General features: G+C 69.1%; 21 protein-coding genes. 8 read left to right on the forward strand and 13 right to left on the reverse strand.

The features are described from left to right. Window positions 1–68 precede the first annotated feature (68 nt). On the reverse strand, window positions 69–2231 hold the full coding sequence (locus tag BWO91_RS09190) for a hypothetical protein (RefSeq protein WP_079002383.1): 2163 nt from the start codon (window positions 2229–2231) through the stop codon (window positions 69–71). Between the two features lie 105 nt (window positions 2232–2336). Here BWO91_RS09190 and BWO91_RS09195 point away from each other — a divergent pair, with 105 nt between their 5' ends. Continuing rightward, window positions 2337–2924, forward strand: coding sequence for a TetR/AcrR family transcriptional regulator (locus BWO91_RS09195; RefSeq protein WP_079002384.1), 588 nt, complete (start codon window positions 2337–2339; stop codon window positions 2922–2924). A gap of 70 nt (window positions 2925–2994) precedes the next feature. On the opposite strand, the gene BWO91_RS09200 is transcribed toward BWO91_RS09195, so the two are convergent. From BWO91_RS09200 to BWO91_RS09210, 3 genes are all read right to left on the reverse strand, one after another. Next, window positions 2995–3789 carry an ATP-binding cassette domain-containing protein gene (locus BWO91_RS09200; protein ID WP_079002385.1) on the reverse strand — a complete coding sequence of 265 codons (795 nt, stop codon included), beginning with the start codon at window positions 3787–3789 and terminating at the stop codon, window positions 2995–2997. Beyond that, window positions 3786–4877 carry an ABC transporter permease gene (locus BWO91_RS09205; protein ID WP_079002386.1) on the reverse strand — a complete coding sequence of 364 codons (1092 nt, stop codon included), beginning with the start codon at window positions 4875–4877 and terminating at the stop codon, window positions 3786–3788. Before BWO91_RS09205 ends, BWO91_RS09200 begins: the two co-directional genes overlap by 4 nt. A gap of 97 nt (window positions 4878–4974) precedes the next feature. Next, window positions 4975–6000, reverse strand: coding sequence for a substrate-binding domain-containing protein (locus tag BWO91_RS09210; RefSeq protein ID WP_167620460.1), 1026 nt, complete (start codon window positions 5998–6000; stop codon window positions 4975–4977). A 182-nt stretch (window positions 6001–6182) separates the two neighbouring features. Between BWO91_RS09210 and BWO91_RS09215 the strand changes: the two genes are divergently transcribed. Further along, the gene (locus BWO91_RS09215; protein WP_079002388.1) at window positions 6183–6587 is read left to right on the forward strand and encodes a tautomerase family protein; all 405 of its coding nucleotides are present in this window, start codon (window positions 6183–6185) and stop codon (window positions 6585–6587) included. A gap of 18 nt (window positions 6588–6605) precedes the next feature. Here the strand turns inward: BWO91_RS09215 and BWO91_RS09220 are convergent, their stop codons facing one another. After that, window positions 6606–7367 carry a GntR family transcriptional regulator gene (locus BWO91_RS09220; RefSeq protein WP_079002389.1) on the reverse strand — a complete coding sequence of 254 codons (762 nt, stop codon included), beginning with the start codon at window positions 7365–7367 and terminating at the stop codon, window positions 6606–6608. Between the two features lie 186 nt (window positions 7368–7553). Here BWO91_RS09220 and BWO91_RS09225 point away from each other — a divergent pair, with 186 nt between their 5' ends. Further along, entirely contained in the window at window positions 7554–8645 is a 1092-nt protein-coding gene (locus BWO91_RS09225) for a transaldolase family protein (protein ID WP_079002390.1), read from the forward strand. Between the two features lie 9 nt (window positions 8646–8654). Beyond that, on the forward strand, window positions 8655–9119 hold the full coding sequence (locus tag BWO91_RS09230) for an acyl-CoA thioesterase (protein WP_240555760.1): 465 nt from the start codon (window positions 8655–8657) through the stop codon (window positions 9117–9119). A 231-nt stretch (window positions 9120–9350) separates the two neighbouring features. Here BWO91_RS09230 and BWO91_RS19930 read toward each other — a convergent pair whose 3' ends face one another. Both BWO91_RS19930 and BWO91_RS09245 read right to left on the reverse strand, forming a co-directional pair. Then, entirely contained in the window at window positions 9351–9584 is a 234-nt protein-coding gene (locus BWO91_RS19930) for a hypothetical protein (RefSeq protein WP_167620461.1), read from the reverse strand. A gap of 71 nt (window positions 9585–9655) precedes the next feature. After that, window positions 9656–11089, reverse strand: coding sequence for a PHP domain-containing protein (locus BWO91_RS09245; protein WP_153303427.1), 1434 nt, complete (start codon window positions 11087–11089; stop codon window positions 9656–9658). Window positions 11090–11267: 178 nt separating this feature from the next. Here BWO91_RS09245 and BWO91_RS09250 point away from each other — a divergent pair, with 178 nt between their 5' ends. Continuing rightward, entirely contained in the window at window positions 11268–11999 is a 732-nt protein-coding gene (locus BWO91_RS09250) for a hypothetical protein (protein WP_153303428.1), read from the forward strand. Window positions 12000–12035: 36 nt separating this feature from the next. On the opposite strand, the gene BWO91_RS09255 is transcribed toward BWO91_RS09250, so the two are convergent. From BWO91_RS09255 to BWO91_RS09275, 5 genes are all read right to left on the reverse strand, one after another. After that, on the reverse strand, window positions 12036–13937 hold the full coding sequence (locus BWO91_RS09255; RefSeq protein ID WP_079002395.1) for an ABC transporter ATP-binding protein: 1902 nt from the start codon (window positions 13935–13937) through the stop codon (window positions 12036–12038). Window positions 13938–14140: 203 nt separating this feature from the next. Then, window positions 14141–14365 carry a hypothetical protein gene (locus BWO91_RS09260; protein WP_071259931.1) on the reverse strand — a complete coding sequence of 75 codons (225 nt, stop codon included), beginning with the start codon at window positions 14363–14365 and terminating at the stop codon, window positions 14141–14143. Window positions 14366–14474: 109 nt separating this feature from the next. Then, window positions 14475–15527 carry a FecCD family ABC transporter permease gene (locus BWO91_RS09265; RefSeq protein WP_079002396.1) on the reverse strand — a complete coding sequence of 351 codons (1053 nt, stop codon included), beginning with the start codon at window positions 15525–15527 and terminating at the stop codon, window positions 14475–14477. Then, window positions 15524–16531, reverse strand: a complete 1008-nt coding sequence (locus BWO91_RS09270; RefSeq protein ID WP_205847585.1) for an iron chelate uptake ABC transporter family permease subunit — start codon at window positions 16529–16531, stop codon at window positions 15524–15526. The genes BWO91_RS09265 and BWO91_RS09270 overlap by 4 nt, the downstream gene beginning before the upstream one ends. A 7-nt stretch (window positions 16532–16538) precedes the next feature. Further along, entirely contained in the window at window positions 16539–17606 is a 1068-nt protein-coding gene (locus tag BWO91_RS09275) for an ABC transporter substrate-binding protein (protein ID WP_079002397.1), read from the reverse strand. Window positions 17607–17717: 111 nt separating this feature from the next. Between BWO91_RS09275 and BWO91_RS09280 the strand changes: the two genes are divergently transcribed. Then, window positions 17718–18536, forward strand: a complete 819-nt coding sequence (locus tag BWO91_RS09280) for a helix-turn-helix domain-containing protein (protein ID WP_079002398.1) — start codon at window positions 17718–17720, stop codon at window positions 18534–18536. Between the two features lie 169 nt (window positions 18537–18705). Here BWO91_RS09280 and BWO91_RS09285 read toward each other — a convergent pair whose 3' ends face one another. Further along, window positions 18706–19710 carry a glycosyl hydrolase family 18 protein gene (locus BWO91_RS09285; protein ID WP_079002399.1) on the reverse strand — a complete coding sequence of 335 codons (1005 nt, stop codon included), beginning with the start codon at window positions 19708–19710 and terminating at the stop codon, window positions 18706–18708. A 93-nt stretch (window positions 19711–19803) separates the two neighbouring features. Here BWO91_RS09285 and BWO91_RS09290 point away from each other — a divergent pair, with 93 nt between their 5' ends. Both BWO91_RS09290 and BWO91_RS09295 read left to right on the forward strand, forming a co-directional pair. After that, complete coding sequence (locus BWO91_RS09290; RefSeq protein WP_079002400.1) at window positions 19804–20733, forward strand: WcbI family polysaccharide biosynthesis putative acetyltransferase; 930 nt, start codon at window positions 19804–19806, stop codon at window positions 20731–20733. Continuing rightward, complete coding sequence (locus tag BWO91_RS09295) at window positions 20730–22040, forward strand: glycosyltransferase family 2 protein (protein ID WP_153303429.1); 1311 nt, start codon at window positions 20730–20732, stop codon at window positions 22038–22040. Before BWO91_RS09290 ends, BWO91_RS09295 begins: the two co-directional genes overlap by 4 nt. Window positions 22041–22140 lie beyond the last annotated feature (100 nt).

Below are 22140 nucleotides of genomic sequence, written 5' to 3' on the forward strand. Positions count from 1 at the left end.
TCAACCGGTTGCCAAGCTATGCCTCGTCTCGTGTCGGTGTGTGGGTTGTTGAGTCGGTCTGGTCGGCGTCAGGGAGAGGCTGCGAGGCCGCGATCGGGAATGCCGGCGTGCACCGACTCGAACCCCTCGGCGACGATCGACCAGCCCGGGGGGAGTGCCGCGCCGTCGCGGTGGGCCGCGACGAGGTGGGCCGTCGCGGCCAGGAGTCCGCCGTTCGCCGGCAGGTAGAGCGAGAGGAAGCCCGGCATCTGCGGGTTGTGGCCGTTGTTCAGGTAGACGTTCTTCGGCGACGGCATGAGCAGCCCGTCGATCGCACGTGACAGGTCGCCCAACCGCGCTGCGGTCATCGCCATCACGGGGTAGTCCCACCCCCAGCTCGACTGCAGGTCCCAGTGTTCCCACACGCTGTCGAGTGTCGCGGACATGATCGACGGATCGATGAGCTCGGTAGGAGGCAGCCAGCCGTACGCCATCAACATCGACGGGTGGTCCTTCCGCACCAGGAACGGCGGTGTCGCGACGGCGGCGTAGGTCCCGTCGTCGAGCACGGTCGGCGATCGCATCCCCTCGGAGACCCGACGCCACCGGGGGTCCTCAGCAAGCCCGAGCCGCTCCCGCCAGATGTTGGCGACAGCGAGGGCCCAGGACCAGTAGGCGAGCTCGAAGGTCGGGTCGGCCGTCGTCTCCCGCTCGGCGAGATAGCTCTCCTGGGCGGGGATCAGGGGCGGGGGGAGCGTGAAGGAGTCGTTCCGTTCGGCGACGACGTCGGCCATGAAGGTCGCCGTCGCCTCGACGAGCGGATAGTGCCGGCGGAGGAACTCCTCGTCCCGGCCGCTCGCGTGGAGGAGTTCGAGCAGGTGGATCACGTGCGGCTGCTGCCAGACGAGGAACACCCCGATGTTACTCGGGGACTCTCGGGCGGACGGATCGGTCTGCTTCGGCCATCTCGCCCCGCGATACCCCTGGTGGCGAGCCGTCTCGCGAGCCGCATCGAGCGACCGGTGGTAGAAGTCGAGGCTGCGTTCGAGCAGTGCGCCACGGTTCCACAGGGCGAAGTGCGCGGCGTGCCACCAGTGCATCTCGAGGTGGAACTTGCCGGACCAGCTGTTGTACGTCAGGCCCGTCTCCGCTGGAGGTGTGCGGCCGGCGCAGTTGACGGCGAGGAGGTACTGGGAGAGGACGAGCCGACGTTCCAGTTCGGTCGCCCGCTCGTCGGTGCTGTCGCCGAGGTCGACCGCGGAGCCGTCCTCCCAGTATCGGCACCACCATTCGGCGGCGGTGGAGCATACGTCGGTGAACGTGGAGCGCTCCGTGCGATCGAACGCTGCGGGACCGGGTCGGAGCGCCACCACGACGTCCAGCTCGGGGCGGTCCGTCGCGGCCACGACGCCGTCGGGGCCGTGCTCGCGCAGCTCGCCGGTCGTGGTCACGTGGACGGCATACGCGGTGGCCTCGACCGTCCGTCGTGCGATCCAGTCCTGCGGCGACCGAGCCTCCCAGCTCGTGGTCTCCTCCAGTGGATGTTCGAACGGGGCCAGATCATCGGGCTGCGGGTCGAACACCCACGCGACGCCCCAGCCCTCGGCCAGGAGGGACGAGCGCAACTGAACCGCGAACCGATCGGCGTCGGGGTCGCCGACGGTGGTCACCTGGACGCGGTGCCCGAGCACCGAGTAATCCGCGTCGACCCGACCCGACCAGAGGTCGAGGGTGGTCAGGGCGTCGTCGATGATCGAGGGGTCGAGTGGCCCGGGGTGGTCGAGGCGGACGAGCGCGAGCCGACCGAGGTGGGCGCGGCGCGGGTTGTAGTGGAACCAGGCTCCGGCGGTGAACTCAGGCGCGATCGGGTCTCGCGGGCGCTGCAGTCCCATGCGGTCCAGGTAGGGGACCGGGCCTCGCTCGGTGGCATGGGTGGTCTCGGCCTCGGCGAGTTCGAGCGGCCGGGTGGGGCGCGTCTCGTACCAGCCCCAACCGGACTGGGTCTGGAGCGGGATCTGGAAGTCGTCGCGGTCGAACGCGCGAGGTCGTTGCTCGGGGAGGGCGTCGAGGCCGTCGCGGGGCACGCGGAGCGGGTCGGGCCGGAGCCGGTGGACCTCGGGGAAGGACTGCAGCCCGGAGAGGTCGACCGTGAGGGCGGCGTCGCCGTTGCCCACCGTGAACACCTCGGTGGGGTGGGCGGAGGTGATCACGGGGTTGTGCCGGCGCACGAGTCTCCGTCGATCGATCGCCATGCCGTCACCACCAATCCTCTAAGCTAATTCTGAGTCGTCTATCACTTTGGTGCGTTGAACATATCATTGCACCGGCAGACGTTCAAGAGTCGACGAGGAGTCTGGATGCGAGAGAAGCGCGGGCCGTACGCGAAGTCCGATCAGCGACGGAGGGCACTCAGCGAGGCCGCACTGCAGCTCGTGCAGGAGCGAGGGCACCGGGCGGTCGCCGTCTCGGAGATCGCAGCGCTCGCCGGAGCCAGTGAGCCGACGGTCTACTACCACTACCCGACCAAGGAGAGCCTGCTCATCGCGGCCCTCCAACAGCACGACGACGAGAACATCCGCGAGCGAGGGGCCGAGGCCGGAGCGATCGCCGACATGGGTGACCGTGCCGCGCTGGGCGTGCAGCGGACGAACTTCGGGCGACTCTACAACGAGCTCGCCGGAGCGGCGGCGGATCCCGAGCATCCGGCGAACGGGTACTTCCAGCGACGTTGGGAGCGGTCCGTGCGGGTGGTCGCCACGGACATCGAGCGCCTGCAGGAGGCGGGACAGGTGCCGAGGGAGGTCGATGCGGATCAGGCGGCGCAGCTCCTGCTCGCCGCGTGGGAGGGGCTCCAGCTACGGTGGATGCAGGGCCCGCCGTTCGACATCCGAGCGCTCATCGAATCGCACATCCGTGCCCTGCTCGGACCCGACGCGTTGGCGTGACCAGGGCGGACGACCGCTGCGGCCACCCCGCCGTCACGGCAGGGCGACCGCAGCGGTCGGGCGGGGCGGGTCAGAAGCGACCGGCGCGGAACCGTTCGACTCCGACGGCGCCCTCCACGACCGCGGCGGTGAGTTCCTCCACGCTCGTGTCCTCACGGCGGACGTCGAGGATCTTCCGTCCGTGGTTCATCACGATATGCCGGTCGCACACCTGGTAGGCGTGGTGCAGGTTGTGGGTGACGAGCACCGAGCTGACGCCCTCCGACTTCAACTGCCGAAGATAGTTCAGCAGTGCCTCGGTCGCGCGCACCGCGAGGGCCGAGGTGGGTTCGTCGAGGATGAGGAGGCTTCGCTTGAAGTGCACCGCTCGGGCAATGGCTACCGCTTGTGCCTGGCCGCCTGACAGCGAGGCGACGAGCTGCTTCGAGGACTTGATGCCCTCGATCGTCACGACGGTGTCCAGGATCTCGGAGGTGATCGCGTCCATCTGCTTCATCTTCATGAGTCCGAGGCGGTTGGTGATCTCGCGACCCATGAACAGGTTGCGGGTGATCGACATCTGCGGGACGAGAGCCGAGTCCTGGAAGATCGTCTCGACACCGAGCTGCTCGGTGAGCGCTCGGTTGACCGTGCCGTGATGCTGTCCCTCCCAGGTGTACGAACCCGATGTCATCTGGACGACACCGGACAGGATCTTGACGAGGGTGGACTTGCCCGCTCCGTTGTCGCCGAGCAGGCCGACCACCTCGCTGTGGCCGATGTCGAAGGAGACGTCGTTGAGGACGGTGTTCGCCCCATAGCGCTTCGTGACTCCCTCGATCCGTAGGAGCGGCGTCGCGGTGTCGATGGTGGCGTCGAGGGTCACGATGCCTTTCCTTCCATGAGCTTGTTGAAGATGGCGGCGATGACGATGATGAGCCCGACGAAGAGTTGGATGTAGAAACCGGGGGCCTTGGCCAGGATGAGGCCGTTCTCGATGATCCGGATCAGCGCGGCGCCGATGATCATGCCGACGATGCTTCCTCGGCCACCGAGCAGGGAGGTCCCGCCGACGACGGCGGCCGCGATGGCCATGAGCGTGTAGTCGTCCGTGCTACCCGGCTGCATCGACGACGTGCGGACGGCGATCAGGATCGCGGCGAAGCCGACGAGTCCGCCGAAGATGCCGAAGGCCATGAGTCGGACCGCCGAAGGGTTGATCGAGATCGCCTTCGCTGCTGCAGCGTTGCCGCCGACGGCGTAGACGTGGTTGCCGCGCTTGTGCCGGTGCAGGAAGAGCCAGGCGATCACGCCGATGACGAGCAGCCAGACCAACTGTGAGCGGAAGAGCCCGAAGTCGCCGGCGAAGAGCGTCACCAGAGTGTCGTCCTTCGCGCTGGACAGGATCGCGGGTGACGTCCCGTTCACGAACAGGCTCGCCCCGGTCCAGAAGAAGCCCATGCCGAGCGTTGCGATGAAGGACGGGATCTTGGTGACGACCACGATGAGGCCGTTGATGAGCGCGATGCCTGTGCCGCAGGCGATCGCGGCAAGGGCACCCCATCCCCAGCCCACCGCCTCTGAGACGCGGATGAAGATGATCGCGGAGAAGCCGATGTTCGCGCCGAGGGACAGGTCGAACTCGCCCGCGATCATGAGGATCCCGGCGCCGATACCGAGGATCGCGAGCACTGGTATGGACTGGGAGATCACTCCGGAGAGGTTGCTCGGTGAGAGGAACGGGAACGCGTCGGGGGCGACGATGCCGGCGATGACGAAGCCGAGGAGCACGATCGCGAAGATGATGCCGATCTCCAGCGCGCCGCGTCCGCGGGTGTAGGTAATCGTGTCACGGAGGCGGTCGGCGAAGCCCTGCGGCTGGTTGTCCGACAGTCTGCGAGGCTGCGAGATGCTCTCGGTGGAGAGCGGGGCGGTCAGGATGGGCGCGGGTTCGCGCGTGGGTGGTTGAGACATGGGGGTCCTTCGGTGCGCGACGGATCGCGGTCGGTTCGGGGAGGGGTGCCGTGCGCCGAGGGTCGTGGAGCGATCCCCGGCACACGACGGACGAGTGTCAGTAGCGGACGCCCTGCAGATCCTTCTCCTCGAGGAAGGAGACGTTGGACTTGTCGATCAGTCCGAGGCCGCCGGAGTTGATGTTGGCGGGGGAGAGGCCGAAGTCGATCGACAGAATGCCCTGCATGACCGCCTGGTACCCCTGCACGTAGCCCTGCTGATCGGCGGTCGCGAGGATCTTGCCGTCCTTGATGCCCTGGATCACCTGCGGGGACGTGTCGAAACCGACGACCGGGACGGAGATGCCCGCAGCCTCCATGGCGGCGACGACGTTCCGGTGCGGCGTGCCGCCGAGCGGGACGATCGCCTTGACGTCGGGGTTCGCCGTCAGCCACGAGGTCATGGAGTTGAGTGCCTCCTCGTCAGCACCGGAGGTACGGAGGTACTCGCCCTTCGTACCGACCGAATCCAGGGCGTCCTGAACGCCGCCGCCGCGCTTGATCGCGTAGTCCTGCTCGGGCTCCTCGGCCGGGAACATGACCTTGTCGCCCTCCTTGAGGTCGACCTCCTTCAACAGGCGCTCACCGACGAGCTTGCCGACCTCGGTGAAGTCCTGGCCGACGAAGCCCGAGACGCAGTCCTTGGCGCTGTCCGGAGCGGGGACGTTGTAGGCGATGACCGTGATGCCGGCGTCATGGGCGTCGCAGGCGACCTTCGACCACTTCTCACCCTCGTTGAACGGCATGAAGATCAGCGACGGCTTCGTCGCGATCGCGGTGCCGACGAGGTCGACCATCTTGTCCGGATCACCCTCGGCCGTCTGGTGCGTCAGATTCAGGTGGCCGAGCTCGGCCGCGTCCTCGCCACCCTTCAGGATCTGCGCCCAGAACGGGTCGCTCGCCGGGTTGTAGTAGGTGAAGAAGTAGGCGTCGCGGTTGTCCGCGCGCGATCCGAAGCCGGACGCGAGACCGGCGTTCGAGGTGCTGCTCGCACCCGCGGTGGCGGTGCAGCCGGTGAGGGCGAGTGCGGCGACGCCGACGAGGGCGATCGTGCCGAGGAGCGAGCGTCGTGCTGAGGTGTTCACTTCGTTGTGTCCTTTCGAGGGGTGGGCCTCGGGCGGCCCGTGCATCATTGCAGGGCTCAAGGTAGTGAAGAACAGACAAGAGGGCAATAGTAAGTCAGGACATATTTACTTGCTGGTGACAATCGGGGCGGAAGGGGGTAACGTTCTTATGTCCTAACAAACTTAAACCGATCAGGAGACTCATGCCGCTCGTCAGGATCGACCTCGCCGCAGGCCGCGACGCCGCAGGCATCCAGCAGATCGCAGACGCCATCCATGAGGCGATCGTCTCCGTCTACGGGATTCCGCCTCGTGACCGCTTCCAGATCGTCACCGAACACTCGGCTGGCCAGATCATCGCAGAGGATGCGGGGCTCGGTTTCGCACGCTCCGGAGGCGTCGTGATGATCCAGATCTTCACGCAGCGCGGTCGAAGCGACGAGGCGAAGCAGGCTCTCTATGCGGCGGTGGCCGACCGTCTCTCTGAGGTCGGCGTCGATGGTGCGGACGTCTTCATCGGATATGTCGAGAACGGTCCGCAGGACTGGTCCTTCGGCTTCGGTCGCGCGCAGTACCTCACCGGGGAGCTCGCCGTTCCGGCGCGTTGAGATCGCGCGATCGGTTTGCTACCGGTCGACGAGGGTGACCTCGAAGGAGTACAGGTCGGGTCGGTAGACGTGCTGGCCGAACTCCACCGCCCGACCGGAGTTGTCGAAGGCGGTTCGCGACATGGTCAGGAGTGCGCTGCCCTTCCGGACGTCGAGCATCTCGCTCTCAGCACCGGATGCCTCCCGGGCGCCGATCCGCTGCTTGGCGACACGCATGGTGACGCCGCGTGCCCGGAGCAGCTGATAGAGGCCATGGTGCTCGAGGGCGCCGAGGTCGAGGTCGGTGAGGTCCTCGGGCAGGTAGTTCTCGAGGATCGCGAGCGGGACACCGTCCGCCCGGCGCAGCCGCCTGATGTGCACGATCGGGCTCCCGGTCGCCACGCCGAGGGCGTCCGCGACCTTCTCGTCCGCCGTCGTGATCTCGGCGGAGAGGATGTCCGTCTGCGGCTTCTGCCCCGTACGCTCCAGGTCCTCGAACAGGCTGGTGAGCTCGACGTTGCGCGTCACCTTTCCGTGGACGACCTGTGTGCCGATACCTCGGCGACGGACGAGAAGGCCCTTGTCCACGAGTTCCTGGATGGCCCGACGGATCGTGGGGCGGGAGAGCCCGAGGCGGGTGCCCAGCGCTACCTCGTTCTCCAGACGTGATCCCGCTGGCAGTGTCTCATCATGGATGGCCTGCTCGAGCCTGGTTGCGATCTGGTAGTACAGCGGCACCGGTCCGGATCGATCGAGGTCGAGGAAGAGTTCGACGGGGAGCGTCTGCTCGGGCTGTGCCATGCGGCTCCTTCGATTGGGAGAGAGGACTTGTCCTGACAATATCAGGGCTTTCCAAAACGGGGCTATGTCAGGTCACGCTGGGTTGCGCGCAGATTGTTAGGACATACTGTCAAAATTCAGGTATGGTGATCGGACTGCGTCGCCGCAGCTCTGGCGATCGCCAACTCGACTCCCGGAGGCACTTCGATGACCGACACCTTCACCCCAGCCGGCACGCTTCCGCTCGCAGCCGCGGCGGCCTCGACGCCCACGAGCCTGTGGAACGATTCCGCCGACCCTGACGAACTCGCCAGGTCGATCGCGTTCGGTGCGGTCGGCGCGACCTGCAACCCGGTCATCGCCCTTGCGGTCATCGCCCAGAACTCCGACGTCTGGGCGCCGCGGATCACCGAACTCGCTGCCGAGTTCCCGGTAGCGGGGGAGGCCGAGCTCGGCTGGAAGGTGGTCGAGGAGCTGTCGATCCAGGCGGCCGTGCTCCTCGAGCCCGCGTTCCGGGAGAGCAACGGCCGGAACGGTCGTCTGTCGATCCAGACCGATCCACGCCTGCACCGGGACGCTGAGGCGCTCGTCGAGCAGGCCGTTCGGTTCTCGGCACTGGCAGAGAACATCATCGTGAAAATACCCGCCACCGCCGTCGGGATTCGCGCGATCGAAGAGGCGACCTATCGCGGAGTCAGCATCAATGCGACCGTGTCGTTCACGGTGGCCCAGGCAGTCGCGGTCGGCGAGGCGATCGAGCGCGGTCTCGAGCGACGGGCCGCCGAGGGGCTCCCGGACTGGGAGTTCGGCTCCGTCGTCACCATCATGGGCGGGCGCCTGGACGACTGGCTCAAGGCGTCCGTTGCCAAAGACCGTATCCTCATCGATCCTGGCTACCTCGAGTGGGCGGGCGTGGCCGCGCTGAAAGAGGCTTACCGGATCTTCACCGAGCGCGGGTTCCGGTCAAGGATCCTCTCCGCTGCATTCCGCAACTACCTGCAGTGGTCGGAACTCATCGGTGGCGACCTCGTCGTCTCACCACCGTTCGACTGGCAGCTGCGCATCAACGAGAACCGGATCCCCGTCGACCCGCACCGTATCGACGTGCCGGTCGCGCAGCACATCGTGGACACGCTCCTCGAACGCGTCCCGGAGTTCCGGAAGGCCTACCTCGTCGACGGCATGTCGATCGACGAGTTCGACGATTTCGGTGCGACGAGGCGGACCCTCCGTCAGTTCCTTGAGGCGGATGCCCAGCTGGATGCGCTGGTTCGTGACATCATCCTTCCGGTGATCTAGGAGAGACGCGTGACCACCTCGAAGGATTCGGCCGTCGCCGACGGAGTCGACGACGGGGAGCGCATCACCTTCCGGTCGAGGCGCTGGGTGCGGCCCGAGGATCTCAACGCACACGGCACGCTCTTCGGGGGCAGTCTGTTGCGGTGGATCGACGAGGAGGCGGCGATCTACGCGATCCTGCAACTCGGCAACCCCAGGGCCGTGACGAAGTACATCTCGGAGATCGACTTCGTCTCCTCGGCGCTGCAGGGCGACCTGATCGAGATGGGCCTCCGCGCGACCGCCTTCGGGCGGACGTCCCTCACGATGCGGGCAGAGGTCAGGAACATGGTCACCCGACGAAGTATCCTCACGATCGACCGCATCGTGTTCGTGAGTCTCGACGACGACGGACAACCGCTTCCGCACGGGTACACCGATACGACCTACAACCGGGATCGACTGCCGACCTCGACTGGGTCTCGCGCGACCTGACGGTGCCGGCTCGGATCCGCGTCGGTGAGACGGATCTCGCTGACCTGCTTGCGACGCAATGCGCCACGAGGGATGGACCGACGGGCGCGCGGAGAGCGACGCAGGACGAGGTCGAGGTGGGAGGGTTCGTCTTCAATCACCCTGAGTACGGCTTCGAGCATCGCGTCAGCGAGGGCGAACCCTGCTTCCGATCCGGCGAGCCCCGCTGGCACAGACCGGGCCCGACCGGGCTCAGCGCACGCTGATGTAGATCGGGTTCGTGTACAGCCAGGTGTCGGCCCAGGGGTCAGCTGGGGAGAGCGGGTACGGCTGGGGTGCCCGCGGGTCGATCTCGGCGCCGAGCGGACCGACCCCGTGCACCTGGCCATCGCTGCCGCGAAGGCGGACGTAGCCGTCCTCAGTGGCCGGCTCGAGCGGCACCACGACACGGAACGGGGAGTCGCTGCGGTCGGTGACGTCGAGCATTTCGACGACTCGGGTGCCGGGTGCGCGCTGTTCGTCACGGTCGGCGACGGGCCCGGTGACGCGCCCGCGGATCAGGTCGAGGTGCGCGAGTCTCGGTGTCGTGCCCCGCGAGGTCGGCGTCGTCGTGGGTGTGACGTCGACCACGAGCTCGAGGGCGGTGCCGCTTGCGACGGTGAGGGTCCCGCCCAGGGTGACGCCGGTCTGCGGCTGGTCGGTGGCACGGAGCACGACGGAGAGTCCGGCGACGAGGTGTCCGTGGTCGACCCAGACTCGGCCGGCGCGGATCGCGTCGAGCAGGGAGGCGGACGACCGGTCGACGGCCCCGACGTGCGTCCGACTGAACTCGCCTGGCCAGAAGTCGGCGCCGTTCTGGGGCGTGGCCGTGGCGATCGGGTCGGGTCGACGGCCGGCGCGGTTGAAGTTCGCGAGGGTCGCCCGGCCTCCCAGCCCGGCCCGGTCGGGAAGTCGCCCACGCGTGTCGCGTCGGACTCCTTGAGGTGCAGATCGCTGTTCGTGGTGATCCACCAGCGCCGTCCCTCGCTCAGCAGCGAGTCCCACATCCCGCCGACGACGGCCGTCGTCCAGTCGAAGCCGCCGTGCGTCAGATAGGCCTCCGCGGGGTAGCCGGGGAACGAGAATTCGCTGGCGGTGTTCTCGTACTCGCCGCGCCGCGAGCGTTCGGTCGCGTTCGCGGCGATCGCTCCGGCCTGGGCGCCGGGAGCGCCCTCCATGCCGACGAACACCTCAGGGTCGGCGTCCTGCCAGGCACGGAGCTCACCGGGCGAGTCGATGCCGAGGCGGCTCGGGTGGTTCGCCAGGACGATCACGTCGTCGATGACGCCTGCACGCTTCTGGGCGCCGAGCCAGGCGATCCCGTCGGTCGCGTGCACGAGCCACTCGGCGGCGTCTGCGGTGCCGGGGCGCGGTTTCTCCCATCCGTTGAGCTTGCCGTCGTGGTCGAGTTCGAAGCGGCGCAACACGAGGGTCGTCTGGGGCCCGGGTGCGATCAGCACGGTCGCGTGCTCGGCTCCCGGGATGTACCACTCGAGCCCCTGCAGCACGAGCATGTCGGGGCGAGCCGCCCGGGCGGTGTCGATCTCGCGGGCCGCGTTGAACACCCCGCCGACGTTGGCGTGTCCCTTGTTGCTGTGTTCCGTGAAGGCGATCGCGTCGACCGCGAAGCGCTGCGCCTGGTCGAGGATCGTCGTCATCGGGTACTTGGCGTCGTGCGAGTAGACCGAGTGCACGTGGTGGTCGAACACCAGCCAGGAGAGCGCGTCCGGGTCGACGACTGCCGACGCCGACGGCAGCGGCGCGGCCTGGGCAGAAGCCGCGCTCCCGAGCCCCTGGGCGGTCGCTCCCACTGCGACCGTCGCAGCGACGGAAACCCCCAGGAAGGACCGGCGGGAGAGGCCGGGCCGGGCCGATGCGCCCCGCTTCACCTCGGGCACGGAGGATGAGCCACCGGTTGGCGCGGGCTGCTCGGGGCGGGGATCGAAGGGCATGGCATCACTTTCATCGGACGGACGCGCCGATCGTAGGCAGCGGAGGTGAACCTCGGCCCAACGGCCGGTGCCGTGGGTGAGGCCCGGCGTTCACGACCCATTCATCTGCGTCGGCAAGAGTCCTGGCGTCGCCGGGTATCCCCGTCCCGGAGGCCCACCGCACCCACCAAAGGTACCGATGTCTTCCACTGCCCCCGTCATCCACCGTTCTCCGTTCCGTGCCGTAGGCCGCGCCCTGCTCGTCACGGCAGCTCTCAGTGCCAGTGCGGTGCTCTGCCTCGCCGGCGCCGGTGCTGCCGTCGCCGCCTCGGCGCCGGCTCCGCTCACGCTGCGCGGCACCGCCGGCGCCGCGGTCACCTCAGGTGACGCGCGCGCCGTCCCCTCGTTCGGCTCCGCGGTGCTCGCCGCGGGCTGCCCAGCCGATGCGGACGACGCCGCCCGACTCTCCGTGATGGCGGGAGGGGTCACCGTCGTCACGTCTCCGACCGTCACGGTGGCCGCCGGGCAGCCGGTCGAGGTGCCGATGGCCATCTCGTTCCAGGAGGTCGTGGACGGCGGCGTCGAACAGGGCGACGCGACCCTCGCGCTCGAGTGCCTCGTCCTCGAGTCGGGCATCCCGTCGTCAGTGGTCACGGCGGCGACCCTGCCCGTCACGTTCGCCGCGGGAACCTGGTCGGTGCCCGGCGCTCAGGTCGAGCCGGTTCCTCCGACGGTCACGCCGACCGCGGCCCCACCCTCGGGAGGTCCTGGAGCAGGGGCGATCGCGACACCGCGCCCCTCGGCCACAGCGCGACCCTCCGCTGACGGAGACCTGGCGCTGACGGGCTGGCAGCTCGGCGGGGCTGGCGTCGTCGCCGCCGGCCTGCTCGCGGGCGGCGCCGCCTTGCTCCTGCGCAAGCGTCTCCGGTAACCCATCGGCCCGGAGGCTGCGACGGGGCGACCGCGGTCAGGTCTCGCTCGGTGTCTCCTCCGCCGCTGCCAGGTTCTTCTGGACGGCGAACTGCGTCCGGTGCAACTCTTCGTACCGCCCACCGGCAGCGAGCAGCTCCTCGTGCGTGCCCCGCTCCACGATCGACCCTTCCTCGACCACGAGGATCAGGTCCGCACTGCGGATGGTGGAGAGCCGGTGCGCGATGACCATCGCCGTCCGGCCCTCGAGCGCCTCGCTGAGCGCCGCCTGCACGGCGGCCTCGGAGGTCGAGTCCAGTGCCGCTGTCGCCTCATCGAGGATGACGACGCGCGGCTGGGCGAGGAGCAGTCGTGCGATGGTCATCCGTTGGCGTTCACCACCGGAGAGTCGGTAGCCACGCTCGCCCACCATGGTGTCCAGCTGGTCCGGCAGGGATCGGATGAGCGGCTCGAGCCGCGCGCGGCGGACGGCGTCCCACACCTCGTCCTCGGACGCCTCCGGACGCGCGAGTCGCAGGTTGGAGCGGATGGTCTCATGGAACAGGTGGCCGTCCTGCGTCACCATGCCCAGGGTGTGCCGCATGGAGGCGAAGGCGATGTCGCGGACGTCCGTCCCGGCGAGGCGCACGGCGCCCTCGTCGACGTCATACAGCCGCGAGAGGAGTTGCGCGATCGTGGACTTGCCTGCTCCGGACGTCCCGACGAGGGCGACGGTCTGGCCCGGCTCGATCCGGAAGGAGACACCGTGCAGCACCTCTTCGCCGCCGCGGGTGTCCAGCGTGGAGACCTCCTCAAGGGAGGCGAGGGACACCTTGTCCGCGGAGGGGTAGGCGAAGCGGACGTCGTCGAACTCCACTGACACCGGACCCTCGGAGACGGTGACGGCGTCGGGCTTCTCCTGGATGAGCGGTTCGAGGTCGAGCACCTCGAAGACGCGCTCGAAGCTGACCACCGCGCTCATGATCTCCACCCGGGCGTTCGCGAGGCCGGTCAGCGGTGCGTAGAGGCGGGTCAGCAGGAGCGCCAGGGTGACCACCTCACCGGTGTCCAGCTGCCCGGCGAGGGCGAGGGAGCCGCCGAGGCCGTAGACGAGGGCGAGCGCGAGGGCGGAGACGAGCATCAGCGCGGTGAAGAAGACGAACTGCAGCATCGCCGTCCGGACACCGATGTCGCGGACGCGGGCGGCGCGGACACGGAACTCCTCGGCCTCCTGGTCCGGGCGGCCGAACAGCTTGACGAGCGTGGCGCCGGGAGCCGAGAAGCGCTCGGTCATCTGCGTGCTCATGGCCGAGTTGTGGTCGGCGGCTTCGCGACGCAGCGCTGCGAGGCGGCCACCCATACGGCGCGCGGGTACCAGGAAGACGGGGAGCATCACCACCGCGAGGACCGTCACGAGCCAGGAGGTGCTGAGCATGACGATCAGGGTGAGGATCAGGGCGACGAGGTTCGTGATCACGCCGGACAGGGTGCCGCTGAAGGCCTGCTGCGCGCCGATCACGTCGTTGTTGAGGCGACTCACGAGGGCGCCCGTCCGGGTCCGGGTGAAGAAGGCGATCGGCATCTTCTGGACGTGGTTGAACACGGCTGTGCGGAGGTCGAGGATCACCCCCTCGCCGATCCGCGCCGAGTACCATCGCGTCAGCAGCGACACGGCGGCGTCGGCCACGGCCACGAGGGCGATGACGACCGCGAGCCGGATGATCGTGGCCACCTCGCCCCGGGCGACGATGACATCGACCACCTGCCCGGCGAGGACCGGCGTCGCCACCGCGAGGAACGCTCCGGCGACGGAGAGCGCGATGAAGACCAGCAGCTTGGCGCGGTAGGGCACCGCGAAGGTCATGATCCGACGCACGGACGCGCGGGAGATCCCGTGCTTGCCGTCCTTGGCGCTCGAGATCTTGTACAGCGAGCTCCAAGCCGCGCTTTCCATGCTCATTGCGATTCCTCACGCCCTGCTGCGCGCGTGACGACGCCTCGGGAGCCCGGTCACGATCCGGGTGGCGACGCGAACGCAGACCTGCGAGAGCGTATCAGCCTCCCCGTTCCCGACCTGAACGTTCCGGCGGCACCGTCGGTCCGGGCGACCGCCGTCCGACGGACCCGGGGTTTCCAGGAGACCAGCCGAGGTGCCTGGCGTGATCAGCGTTCGGAGCGCAGGGCCGTCCACATCACGACGAAGGCGGCGGCGATGCCGAGTACGCTTCCGGCGAGCCCGACGATCATGGCGGGGTGACCGGTGTCGGCGAGCCCGATCGAGCACGAGACCACCCCGACACCGGACGCCATCAGCCCGACGAAGCTGAAGACGGCGAGGATGAAGCGCTTGGCGGTCCTGGTGGGATCGGGAGCGGGAGGGAGCGACATCGTGTCTCGTTTCCGCCGTCGCGTCGTCTGCTTCGGCTCTTCGGCATCAGGCTAGAGGGCCGCCGATCGATGCGGTGAGGGGGAATCCCCGGTCCTCACGACAGAACGGTCACGAGCGTCTGCGGATCTCGTGGACGAGGAGCCAGACGAGGTAGCCGCCACCCACGATCACGGTGACGACCCCCACCGGGAGCGACGTCGGCAGCAGGTGCTGCGCGACGACATCGGATGCCAGCAACACGAGGGCCCCGAGCAGGGCGGACGGCACCAGCGCGATGCCGGCGGTGCGGGTGATCCGCTGCGCGATCTGCGGGGCGGCGAGGGCGACGAACGCGATGGGTCCGGCTGCGCCCGTGACGACGGCCGTGAGCGCGACGGCGCACGCTACGAGACCGAGCCGTGAGGGTTCGACCCGCGATCCCAGCGCCTTCGCCGCGTCGTCGCCGAGCTCGAGTTGGCGGAGCGAGCCGCCGAGTGGCCCGAGGACGATGGTGACGGCCAGGATGACGACGGCGGCCGGGAGCAGCTGGGCCCATCCGACGGCGTTCAGCGAGCCTGCGCCCCAGACCGTGGCGAGCATCGCGACCTCGAGCTTCGCGCGCAGCACGAGGTAGGAACTGAGCGCCTCGAGCATGGCCGAGACGCCGATGCCCACGACGATGAGGCGGAAGCCCTGGATGCCTCGACGGTAGCTGAGGAGGGAGACCAGCGCCGTGGCGATCAGCCCGCCACCGACGGCACCGCCCGCGACAGCGGCCGAGCCGGCGCCCGCACCGATCACGATGATCACGATGAGACCGCCCGCGTACGATCCCGCGGTGAGCCCGATGATGTCGGGGCTCGCGAGCGGGTTCCGGGTGAGGGACTGGAAGATCGCGCCGGAGAGTCCGAGGGCGGCGCCGAAGAGCAGCGCGGCGAGGACTCGCGGGAGGCGCCACTCGAGCACCACCGTCTGCACCAGACCGCCTGGCCCGCCGAGGAACGCCGATGCGACCTCACCGACCGAGAGCGGCAGGTCGCCGAGACACAGCGCGAGCAACACCAACGCGAGTGCGACCACACCGAGCACCCCGCACACGACGATCGTGCGCAGCCGGACGCGGACGGAGAGCGATCGCCTCCGCCACACGACCGTGCGCGGTCCGGCCTCGGCCCCACTCACAGTGCGCTCGCCTTCGCGCGCCGCACGAGGTGGATCAACACGGGCGCACCGATGAACGCCGTGACGATCCCGACAGGGACGTCACTCGGCCAGAGGATCACGCGACCGATCACGTCAGAGGTGAGCAGCACAGCCGGCGCGATCAGGATCGAGTACGCCACGATCCACCGCTGGTCGGGACCGACGATCCACCGCGCGATGTGCGGCACCATGAGCCCCACGAAGCCGACCGGTCCGGCGATCGCGGTCGCCCCTCCCGCCAGCAGGGTGATCGCGACGACGGCGAGCACACGGGTGGTCGCGAGGCGGGTGCCGAGTGAGGAGGCGAGATCGTCGCCCAGCGCGAGGGCGTTCAGCGATCGAGCACTGAACAGCGCGATGACGACGCCCGCGAGGACGAAGGGGAGTGCGGGCATGATGACGTCGAGGCCCCGCTCGACGAAGGACCCGGCGTTCCACCCGCGGAGCTGCCTGAACGTGACCGGGTCGAGGAGCATCATCGCGGTCGTGATGCCGCTGAGCACCGCAGCGAGGGCGACGCCGGCGAGGGTCAGCCGGACCGGATCCGCACCACCACGTCCTGCCGAGCCGATCACGTAGACGAGTGCTGTCACGACCAGGGCTCCCAGGAACGCGAACGGCAGGTACTGCACGGGCGTGCGCGCGCCGAGCAGGACACCGATCGCGACGAAGAGCGCCGCGCCCGCGTCCACACCGAGGATCCCCGGATCACCGAGGGGGTTTCGGGTGAGGCCCTGGATGAGTGCGCCCGAGACGCCGAGCCCGACACCGACGACGAGTCCGGCCACGGTGCGGGGGATCCGCAGATCGAGGACGACCAGATCGGTGACGGAGCCATCGGGCCTCGTGAGTGCCCGCCAGACGTCGGTCGGGCCCACGGGGTGGGACCCCACGAGGATGCTGAGCAGGATCGCGGTCACGAGTGCCGCGACCGCGATCCCGAGCCCCAGCGAACGGCGCCCGCGAGGGGTGCGCGAGGTCACCGACGGGTCAGCCGTCGACGCTCTGCGGAGCTGTGCCGGCGACGGCGTCGACCAGGCGCGGCACCAGCTGCTCGAGGACGTACTTCTGGCTGAGCGGGGTGAGGAAGTAGATCGCACCGGCGAGCTCGCCGTCGGTGAAGACCGCGTGTCCGCCGGTCACGGCGTCCAGACTCGAGGTGGTGCCGAAGCCCAGCACCTCCTGAACGGAATTCGTGGACTCCGTCGCGAAGACGATCACGTCAGCGTCGATGACACCGACGTTCTCGGCGGCGATCTGAGCCTGTCCGCCCTCGCTCGGGACGTACTGCTGCAGCCCGGGCGTGATCGTGAACCCGAGATCCGTCAGGAAGTCGGTGTTGAGGCCGTCGGGGTAGACCCACAGGTTGCCGTCCCACGGCCCACCCTGCGAGAAGGTCGCCGTGAGGCCCGCGAACTCCGGGTGCGCTGCAGCCGCCGCGGCGTAGGCCTCGTCGACGCCCGTGATGAGCGCTTCGCCCTCCGCTGAGCGCCCCACGGCCTGGGCGACCATCCTGGTCTGGTCCCGCCAATCCGCGAAGTAGAGCCCGGCGCCCTCCTCGTTGGTCACGGTCGGCGCGATCTCCGCGAGCTTCCCGTAGTTCTCCTCGGTCATACCGGCGTTCGTCCCGATGATCAGGTCGGGCCGCAGCGACGCGATCTTCTCGTACTCGAACCCGTCGGTCGTGGTGAGGACGGTCGGCTCGGCATCGCCCAGGAGGTCCGTCGCCCACGGCCACACCGCATAGGGCTGCTCGCCGTACCATTCCGTCGTCGCGATCGGTGTGACACCGAGTTCGAGGAGGATGTCCTGCTCGGTCAGTCCGACCACGACGATCCGCTGCGGCTCCGAGGGGATGACCGTCTCGCCGTACTCATGCTCGATCGTCACCGGGAACGAGTCGCTCGGCTCGGTCGTGTAGTTCGGGTTCTCGGCGGTCGTCGAGGAGGCGCTCGAGCAGGCGGAGAGCGCGACGCCGACGAGGGCGAGTGCGCTCACCGCGGCAAGCAGGCGAGCGGTCCTCGCGCTCGGGGCGCGGTGGTGCTTCGGAACGATCATGGGGTCCTTCAATGGTTCGGCTGGCGGGATGACGCCAGTCAGGTTAGCCTTGCCTAATCGCTTCGCGCTATCGCGCTGAGTGGACAGGACTTGTCGAATGGAGACAGCTGGATGTCTGGTCGTGACCACTCGGACGGCGGGATCAGGCTCCTCGGCCCACTGGATGACGCCGAAGGGACATCGGGGGAGTTCCGGGTTTCCCGCTCGCGGGTCGATGCGACGACACGGTTCGACGAGCACTCGCACCGCGAGGACCAACTCGCGTGGATGAGCTCCGGCGCGATGGAGGTGTCGGTCCTCGGCGATCGACGGCGACTGCGGCGAGAGCACCTCGCCTGGATCCCCGCGGGGATGGTGCACGAGATGAGCTTCAGCGAGCCCGGAGAGCTCATCAGCGTCTATGCCGACCCGATGCTGCGCCCACAGGGCGGCCGTTGGAACGGTGCACGGACCGTCCGGGTCGACGACCTCTCGGGAGCGCTGCTGGCGCACCTGCTCGACGCCGACCCGGCCGGGCGCCGGCGATGGCGATGCTGGTCGCTCCTGATCGACCTGCTGTCGGCGGCGGCTCGCGACGATGAGGCGTTGGCCATGCCCCGTGAACCGCGCGCGCGTGCCATCGCGTCGGCCCTGATGGCCGACCCCGCCGACCCGCGTGGGCTCGACGATTGGGCCTCGGCGGCGGGCGTCAGCTCGAAGACGATCGGCCGGGCGTTCGTGGACGGCACGGGATGCACCTTCCGTGAGTGGCGGGTCCGCGTGCGCCTGCATGCAGCGGCGGGAATGCTCGGTCGGGGTGTCGCCGTGCAGGAGGTCGCACCCGCGGTCGGTTACGAGTCGGTGAGCAGCTTCATCGGGGCGTTCCGCACCCGGTTCTCCGTGACCCCCGCCGTCTACGCCGCGCGCAGTCGGACGGCGGAGCTCATCTGATCCGAAGACGGGTGCGGCTTCAGGCGCTCTGAGCAGACCGACCGTCTCCGTCGGTCTGGCCGGCCCCGGAGAAACCGAGCCATTCGCGGGCCGTCACTGCCTGGATCCGCCCACCCACCGCCTGATCCGATTCCGACGCGGCGTTCGACGGGCTCGAGGCTGGCGCGACTCAGCTGATCGGATCACCGAGACTCAGCTCCCACACGGCGAGGCCGTGCACACCCTGTCGGGTGGCGTAGGTCTTCCGGAGACCGAGGGTCTTGGCGTCGGACCACCAGATGACCGTGCCGTCCGCGAGTGTCGCCGTCCACTCCTGCTGCGTCGCGTCCCACGTCGCACGATTGCCTGCTTTCGCTCTCGCCTCGGCGACGGTCAGCTGCACGCCGTCGGTCCCGTCACCCGGCCAGGTGTACGCGTATTCGGCGACACCGAGGTCGATCTTGCTCTTCGGGACACCGGTCGCGATGAATGCCGTCAGCACGCTCTTGACCCAGGGCGTGCCGCCGACGGGGCCCGCATCGGTCCAGGTCGGTCCGTGCTGGTCGTAGGCCATCAGCACGAACCGCCCCACGGAGGCGTTCAGCGCACTCATGTCGTACCCCTCGTCGGCGTAGCCCGCGGCGGTGTCGGTGGCCATGAGCGCGATCGAGATGGTCGACGCTGACGGCAGTGCGGCGCGCAGTTCGGCGAGGAACTTCGTGAGACCGGCCTTGTGGGAGCTGTTCAGTGACTCGAGGTCGATCTGCACTCCGTTGAACCCGCCCTGCGCGACCTTGGAGACGAGCGAGGTGACGACGGCCTTCCGGTTCACCGTGCTGCTGAGGAGCTTCGTGGCGATGGCCGGGGAGAAGTCGCCGATCGACGCGTCGAAGTTGCCGAACAGCAGCTCGGTCTTGAGACCCTTGCTCTTCGCCGCGGTGACCATACCCGCGGCCTCCGGCGGTGTCGCCGTGACCGCTGCGCCGGTCGAGGTCAGGTTGACGCCGTCGATGCCGACGAGCGAGAGTGCCGAGGCACTCGGGGCGATGTACTGCGCCCCTGATCCGGTCATGAGGTATCCCTCGATCAGGAGACCCGCGGTGGTGGCGGAGGGGGATGAGACGAGTAAGGGGACCGCGAGCGCGGCGACCCCCATGGCGACCAGGGCGTTCCGAAAGTTCCGTGGTGTGTTCATGCCTGATTCCTTCTCACACTGCAGGGTGAACGCCTGTCGTCAACCCGATGCGCGAGATCGATGGTAGGCGCGACGACGGTATAGCGTCGACGCATGAGCCACACCCTCGAACCGGGCACGACCGCTGCGCCCGCCGGGTCGCCGGTGGAGGCACGCCGCAGGCACTACGCGGAGTTCTACGGCCTCGCACCGTTGCCGACGGAGTTCGGGGTGGTGCTCGGCAACTGCCAGGCTGAATCCCTGCGCACCGTGATGGATGCGCCGGACCGCCGGTTCGTGCGCGTTCCGGCCGTGCACGAGATGACCGCCGAGGACGCGGAGCGGCTGCACGAGGTGGTGGGGGCGGCGCACACCGTGGTGTCGCAACCCGTGCGGGACGACTACCACGGACTGCCGCTCGGCACACGACAGGTCGCCGCCGCCACGAGCGCGAGCGTGCTGACGGTGACTCCGGTGCGGTTCGGTGGGTTGCATCCGTTCCAGGCCGCCGTCCGGGTCCCCGGCGTCGAGGAGAACCCGCCGCTCGTGGCGTACCACGACGTCCGGACGCTCGCGGCCGCCGCAGGCATCCCCGTCGTGCCTGCCCTCCAGCCGGACGCCGTGCGCGCGATCGGCCGAGTCTCCGTCGAGGAACTGCGGCGACGCGAGGCCGCGACCGACGTGCCGGTGTCCGACCTCTTCGACGCGGTCACCGCCGACCACGCGCGCACCGTCAATCACCCGGGGAACGCGATCTGGCTGCCGCTCGGCGCCCGCATCCTCGAGGCCCTGGGGGCGCCAGGCGGCGTCACCGACCCCGGACGCCCCCTGCTCAACGCGGTGCGCGCGCCCATCGCACCCGAGGTCGTCGACGCCTGGTCCCTGACGGACGAGCCCCGCGACCACTGGATCATCGAGGGCGTCGAGGTCGACGACGCCGAGGTGCGCGCCGCCCACACCGATTGGTACGCGTCCCACCCCGAGTTCGTCGTCGTCGCCGTCGACCGGCTCGCGGCCCTGCTCTCCGTGTGGCGCAACGCGTGAACGGGAGTGCGCAGCCGTGGGTCGTCGGCAACCGGTGGGACACGCTCGACGACGTCCAGCCTGATCCGCTGCCGCGCGTCTCGGTGATCGTCGCGCACTACGACCAGCCCGGTGAGCTGCTCCGGACCCTGCACGCCCTCGCCGCGCAGGACTACCCGCGTCACCTCCTGGAGGTGATCGTCGCCGACGACGGTTCCCCTGGTGACGTGTCGGTTCCGGACGACGTGATCCTCGTCCGGCAGGAGGACCAGGGGTTCCGGCTCGCCGCCGTCCGCAATCTGGGCGTGCGGGCGAGCAGTGGCGAGGTGTTGTGCTTCCTCGATGCCGACACGGTCCCCGAGCCGGGCTACGTGCGCGCGCTCACGCGGCTGCCCGCCCTGCTGCCCGAGGCGGTCACGGTGGGGCGGCGTCGCCATGCCGACTTCACCGGGGTCGCCCTGGAGGCTCCTGTCGTCGAGGCGGCCGCCGGCCGTGAGCTCGCCGAACCGGCATGGCTCGCCGAGGCGTACGCGCGCAGTCGGGATCTGCGCAACGCGGACGATAGGTCCTATCGGTTCATGATCGGCGCGGTCATCGCCTGCTCGCGGAGCATGTTCGACGAGGTCGGCGGATTCGACGAGTCGTTCACCTCGTACGGCGGGGAGGACTGGGAGTGGGCGCACCGCATGTGGCAGGCGGGAGCGGTCTTCGCCCATGTCCCGGCCGCGGTGGCTTGGCACGACGGCCCCGAGTGGGCGGAGCGGGACGGCTCAGGCATGGACCGCGCGAACGCGCAGACCATGCGGCTCTTCTCGTCGATCCCCGTGTCGGGGTCCGCGCCGCGGGCGCTGTGGTCGGCCGCGGTCGATCTCGTCGTGCGGCTGCGGGGCGACCACACGGCGGCCGCTCGGTTCGTCGCGGCGGACTCGCTCTTCGCAGCCTTCCCGCAGGCTCGATTGGTCCTCGAGGACGGCGGAGCTGAGGAGCTCGGGGAAGACCCGCGCGTCCTCAGTGGAGCAGCCGGAGTCGATGCCCGCGTGACGTGGGAGTTCGACCGCCCGATCGTGATCCTCGACCCGACGTGGATCGTCGGTCTCGTCGACCGCCTCGGCACCGGAGACGTGGGCACCGTCGAGCTCGTCGACCCGGACGGCGCGTCGCTCGGCCGCGTGCGATCCCGGCGGGCCAGGCGGCGTGAGGAACGTTGGGCCACATCCGCCGCCTTCGAGACGCAGCAGCTCGTCGCCGACGGCGTCCGGCAGCTCCGGCCTGATCCCCGGGTGGCGGCCTGGGTCGGCGGCTGGGGTGGACCCTCGTCGTTCTGCTGACCCGATCGGCGACGACGTGCTCCGCGCAAGGATCACGCGGCCCGAACGCAGGCCCTCCGTCGAACCACTGCACCACCGGACGCGCTGAGTGCAACCCCAC

Source organism: Plantibacter flavus (assembly GCF_002024505.1).
In the GTDB taxonomy this organism is placed as follows: Bacteria; Actinomycetota; Actinomycetes; order Actinomycetales; family Microbacteriaceae; genus Plantibacter; species Plantibacter flavus_A.

Coding starts and splice junctions, on each gene's coding strand:
- BWO91_RS09190 (WP_079002383.1), bottom strand. CDS start 2,231: ATGGCGATCGATCGACGGAGACTCGTGCGCCGGCACAACCCCGTGATC.
- BWO91_RS09195 (WP_079002384.1), top strand. CDS start 2,337: ATGCGAGAGAAGCGCGGGCCGTACGCGAAGTCCGATCAGCGACGGAGG.
- BWO91_RS09205 (WP_079002386.1), bottom strand. CDS start 4,877: ATGTCTCAACCACCCACGCGCGAACCCGCGCCCATCCTGACCGCCCCG.
- BWO91_RS09215 (WP_079002388.1), top strand. CDS start 6,183: ATGCCGCTCGTCAGGATCGACCTCGCCGCAGGCCGCGACGCCGCAGGC.
- BWO91_RS09220 (WP_079002389.1), bottom strand. CDS start 7,367: ATGGCACAGCCCGAGCAGACGCTCCCCGTCGAACTCTTCCTCGACCTC.
- BWO91_RS09225 (WP_079002390.1), top strand. CDS start 7,554: ATGACCGACACCTTCACCCCAGCCGGCACGCTTCCGCTCGCAGCCGCG.
- BWO91_RS19930 (WP_167620461.1), bottom strand. CDS start 9,584: ATGCTCGACGTCACCGACCGCAGCGACTCCCCGTTCCGTGTCGTGGTG.
- BWO91_RS09245 (WP_153303427.1), bottom strand. CDS start 11,089: ATGCCCTTCGATCCCCGCCCCGAGCAGCCCGCGCCAACCGGTGGCTCA.
- BWO91_RS09250 (WP_153303428.1), top strand. CDS start 11,268: ATGTCTTCCACTGCCCCCGTCATCCACCGTTCTCCGTTCCGTGCCGTA.
- BWO91_RS09255 (WP_079002395.1), bottom strand. CDS start 13,937: ATGAGCATGGAAAGCGCGGCTTGGAGCTCGCTGTACAAGATCTCGAGC.
- BWO91_RS09260 (WP_071259931.1), bottom strand. CDS start 14,365: ATGTCGCTCCCTCCCGCTCCCGATCCCACCAGGACCGCCAAGCGCTTC.
- BWO91_RS09275 (WP_079002397.1), bottom strand. CDS start 17,606: ATGATCGTTCCGAAGCACCACCGCGCCCCGAGCGCGAGGACCGCTCGC.
- BWO91_RS09280 (WP_079002398.1), top strand. CDS start 17,718: ATGTCTGGTCGTGACCACTCGGACGGCGGGATCAGGCTCCTCGGCCCA.
- BWO91_RS09285 (WP_079002399.1), bottom strand. CDS start 19,710: ATGAACACACCACGGAACTTTCGGAACGCCCTGGTCGCCATGGGGGTC.
- BWO91_RS09290 (WP_079002400.1), top strand. CDS start 19,804: ATGAGCCACACCCTCGAACCGGGCACGACCGCTGCGCCCGCCGGGTCG.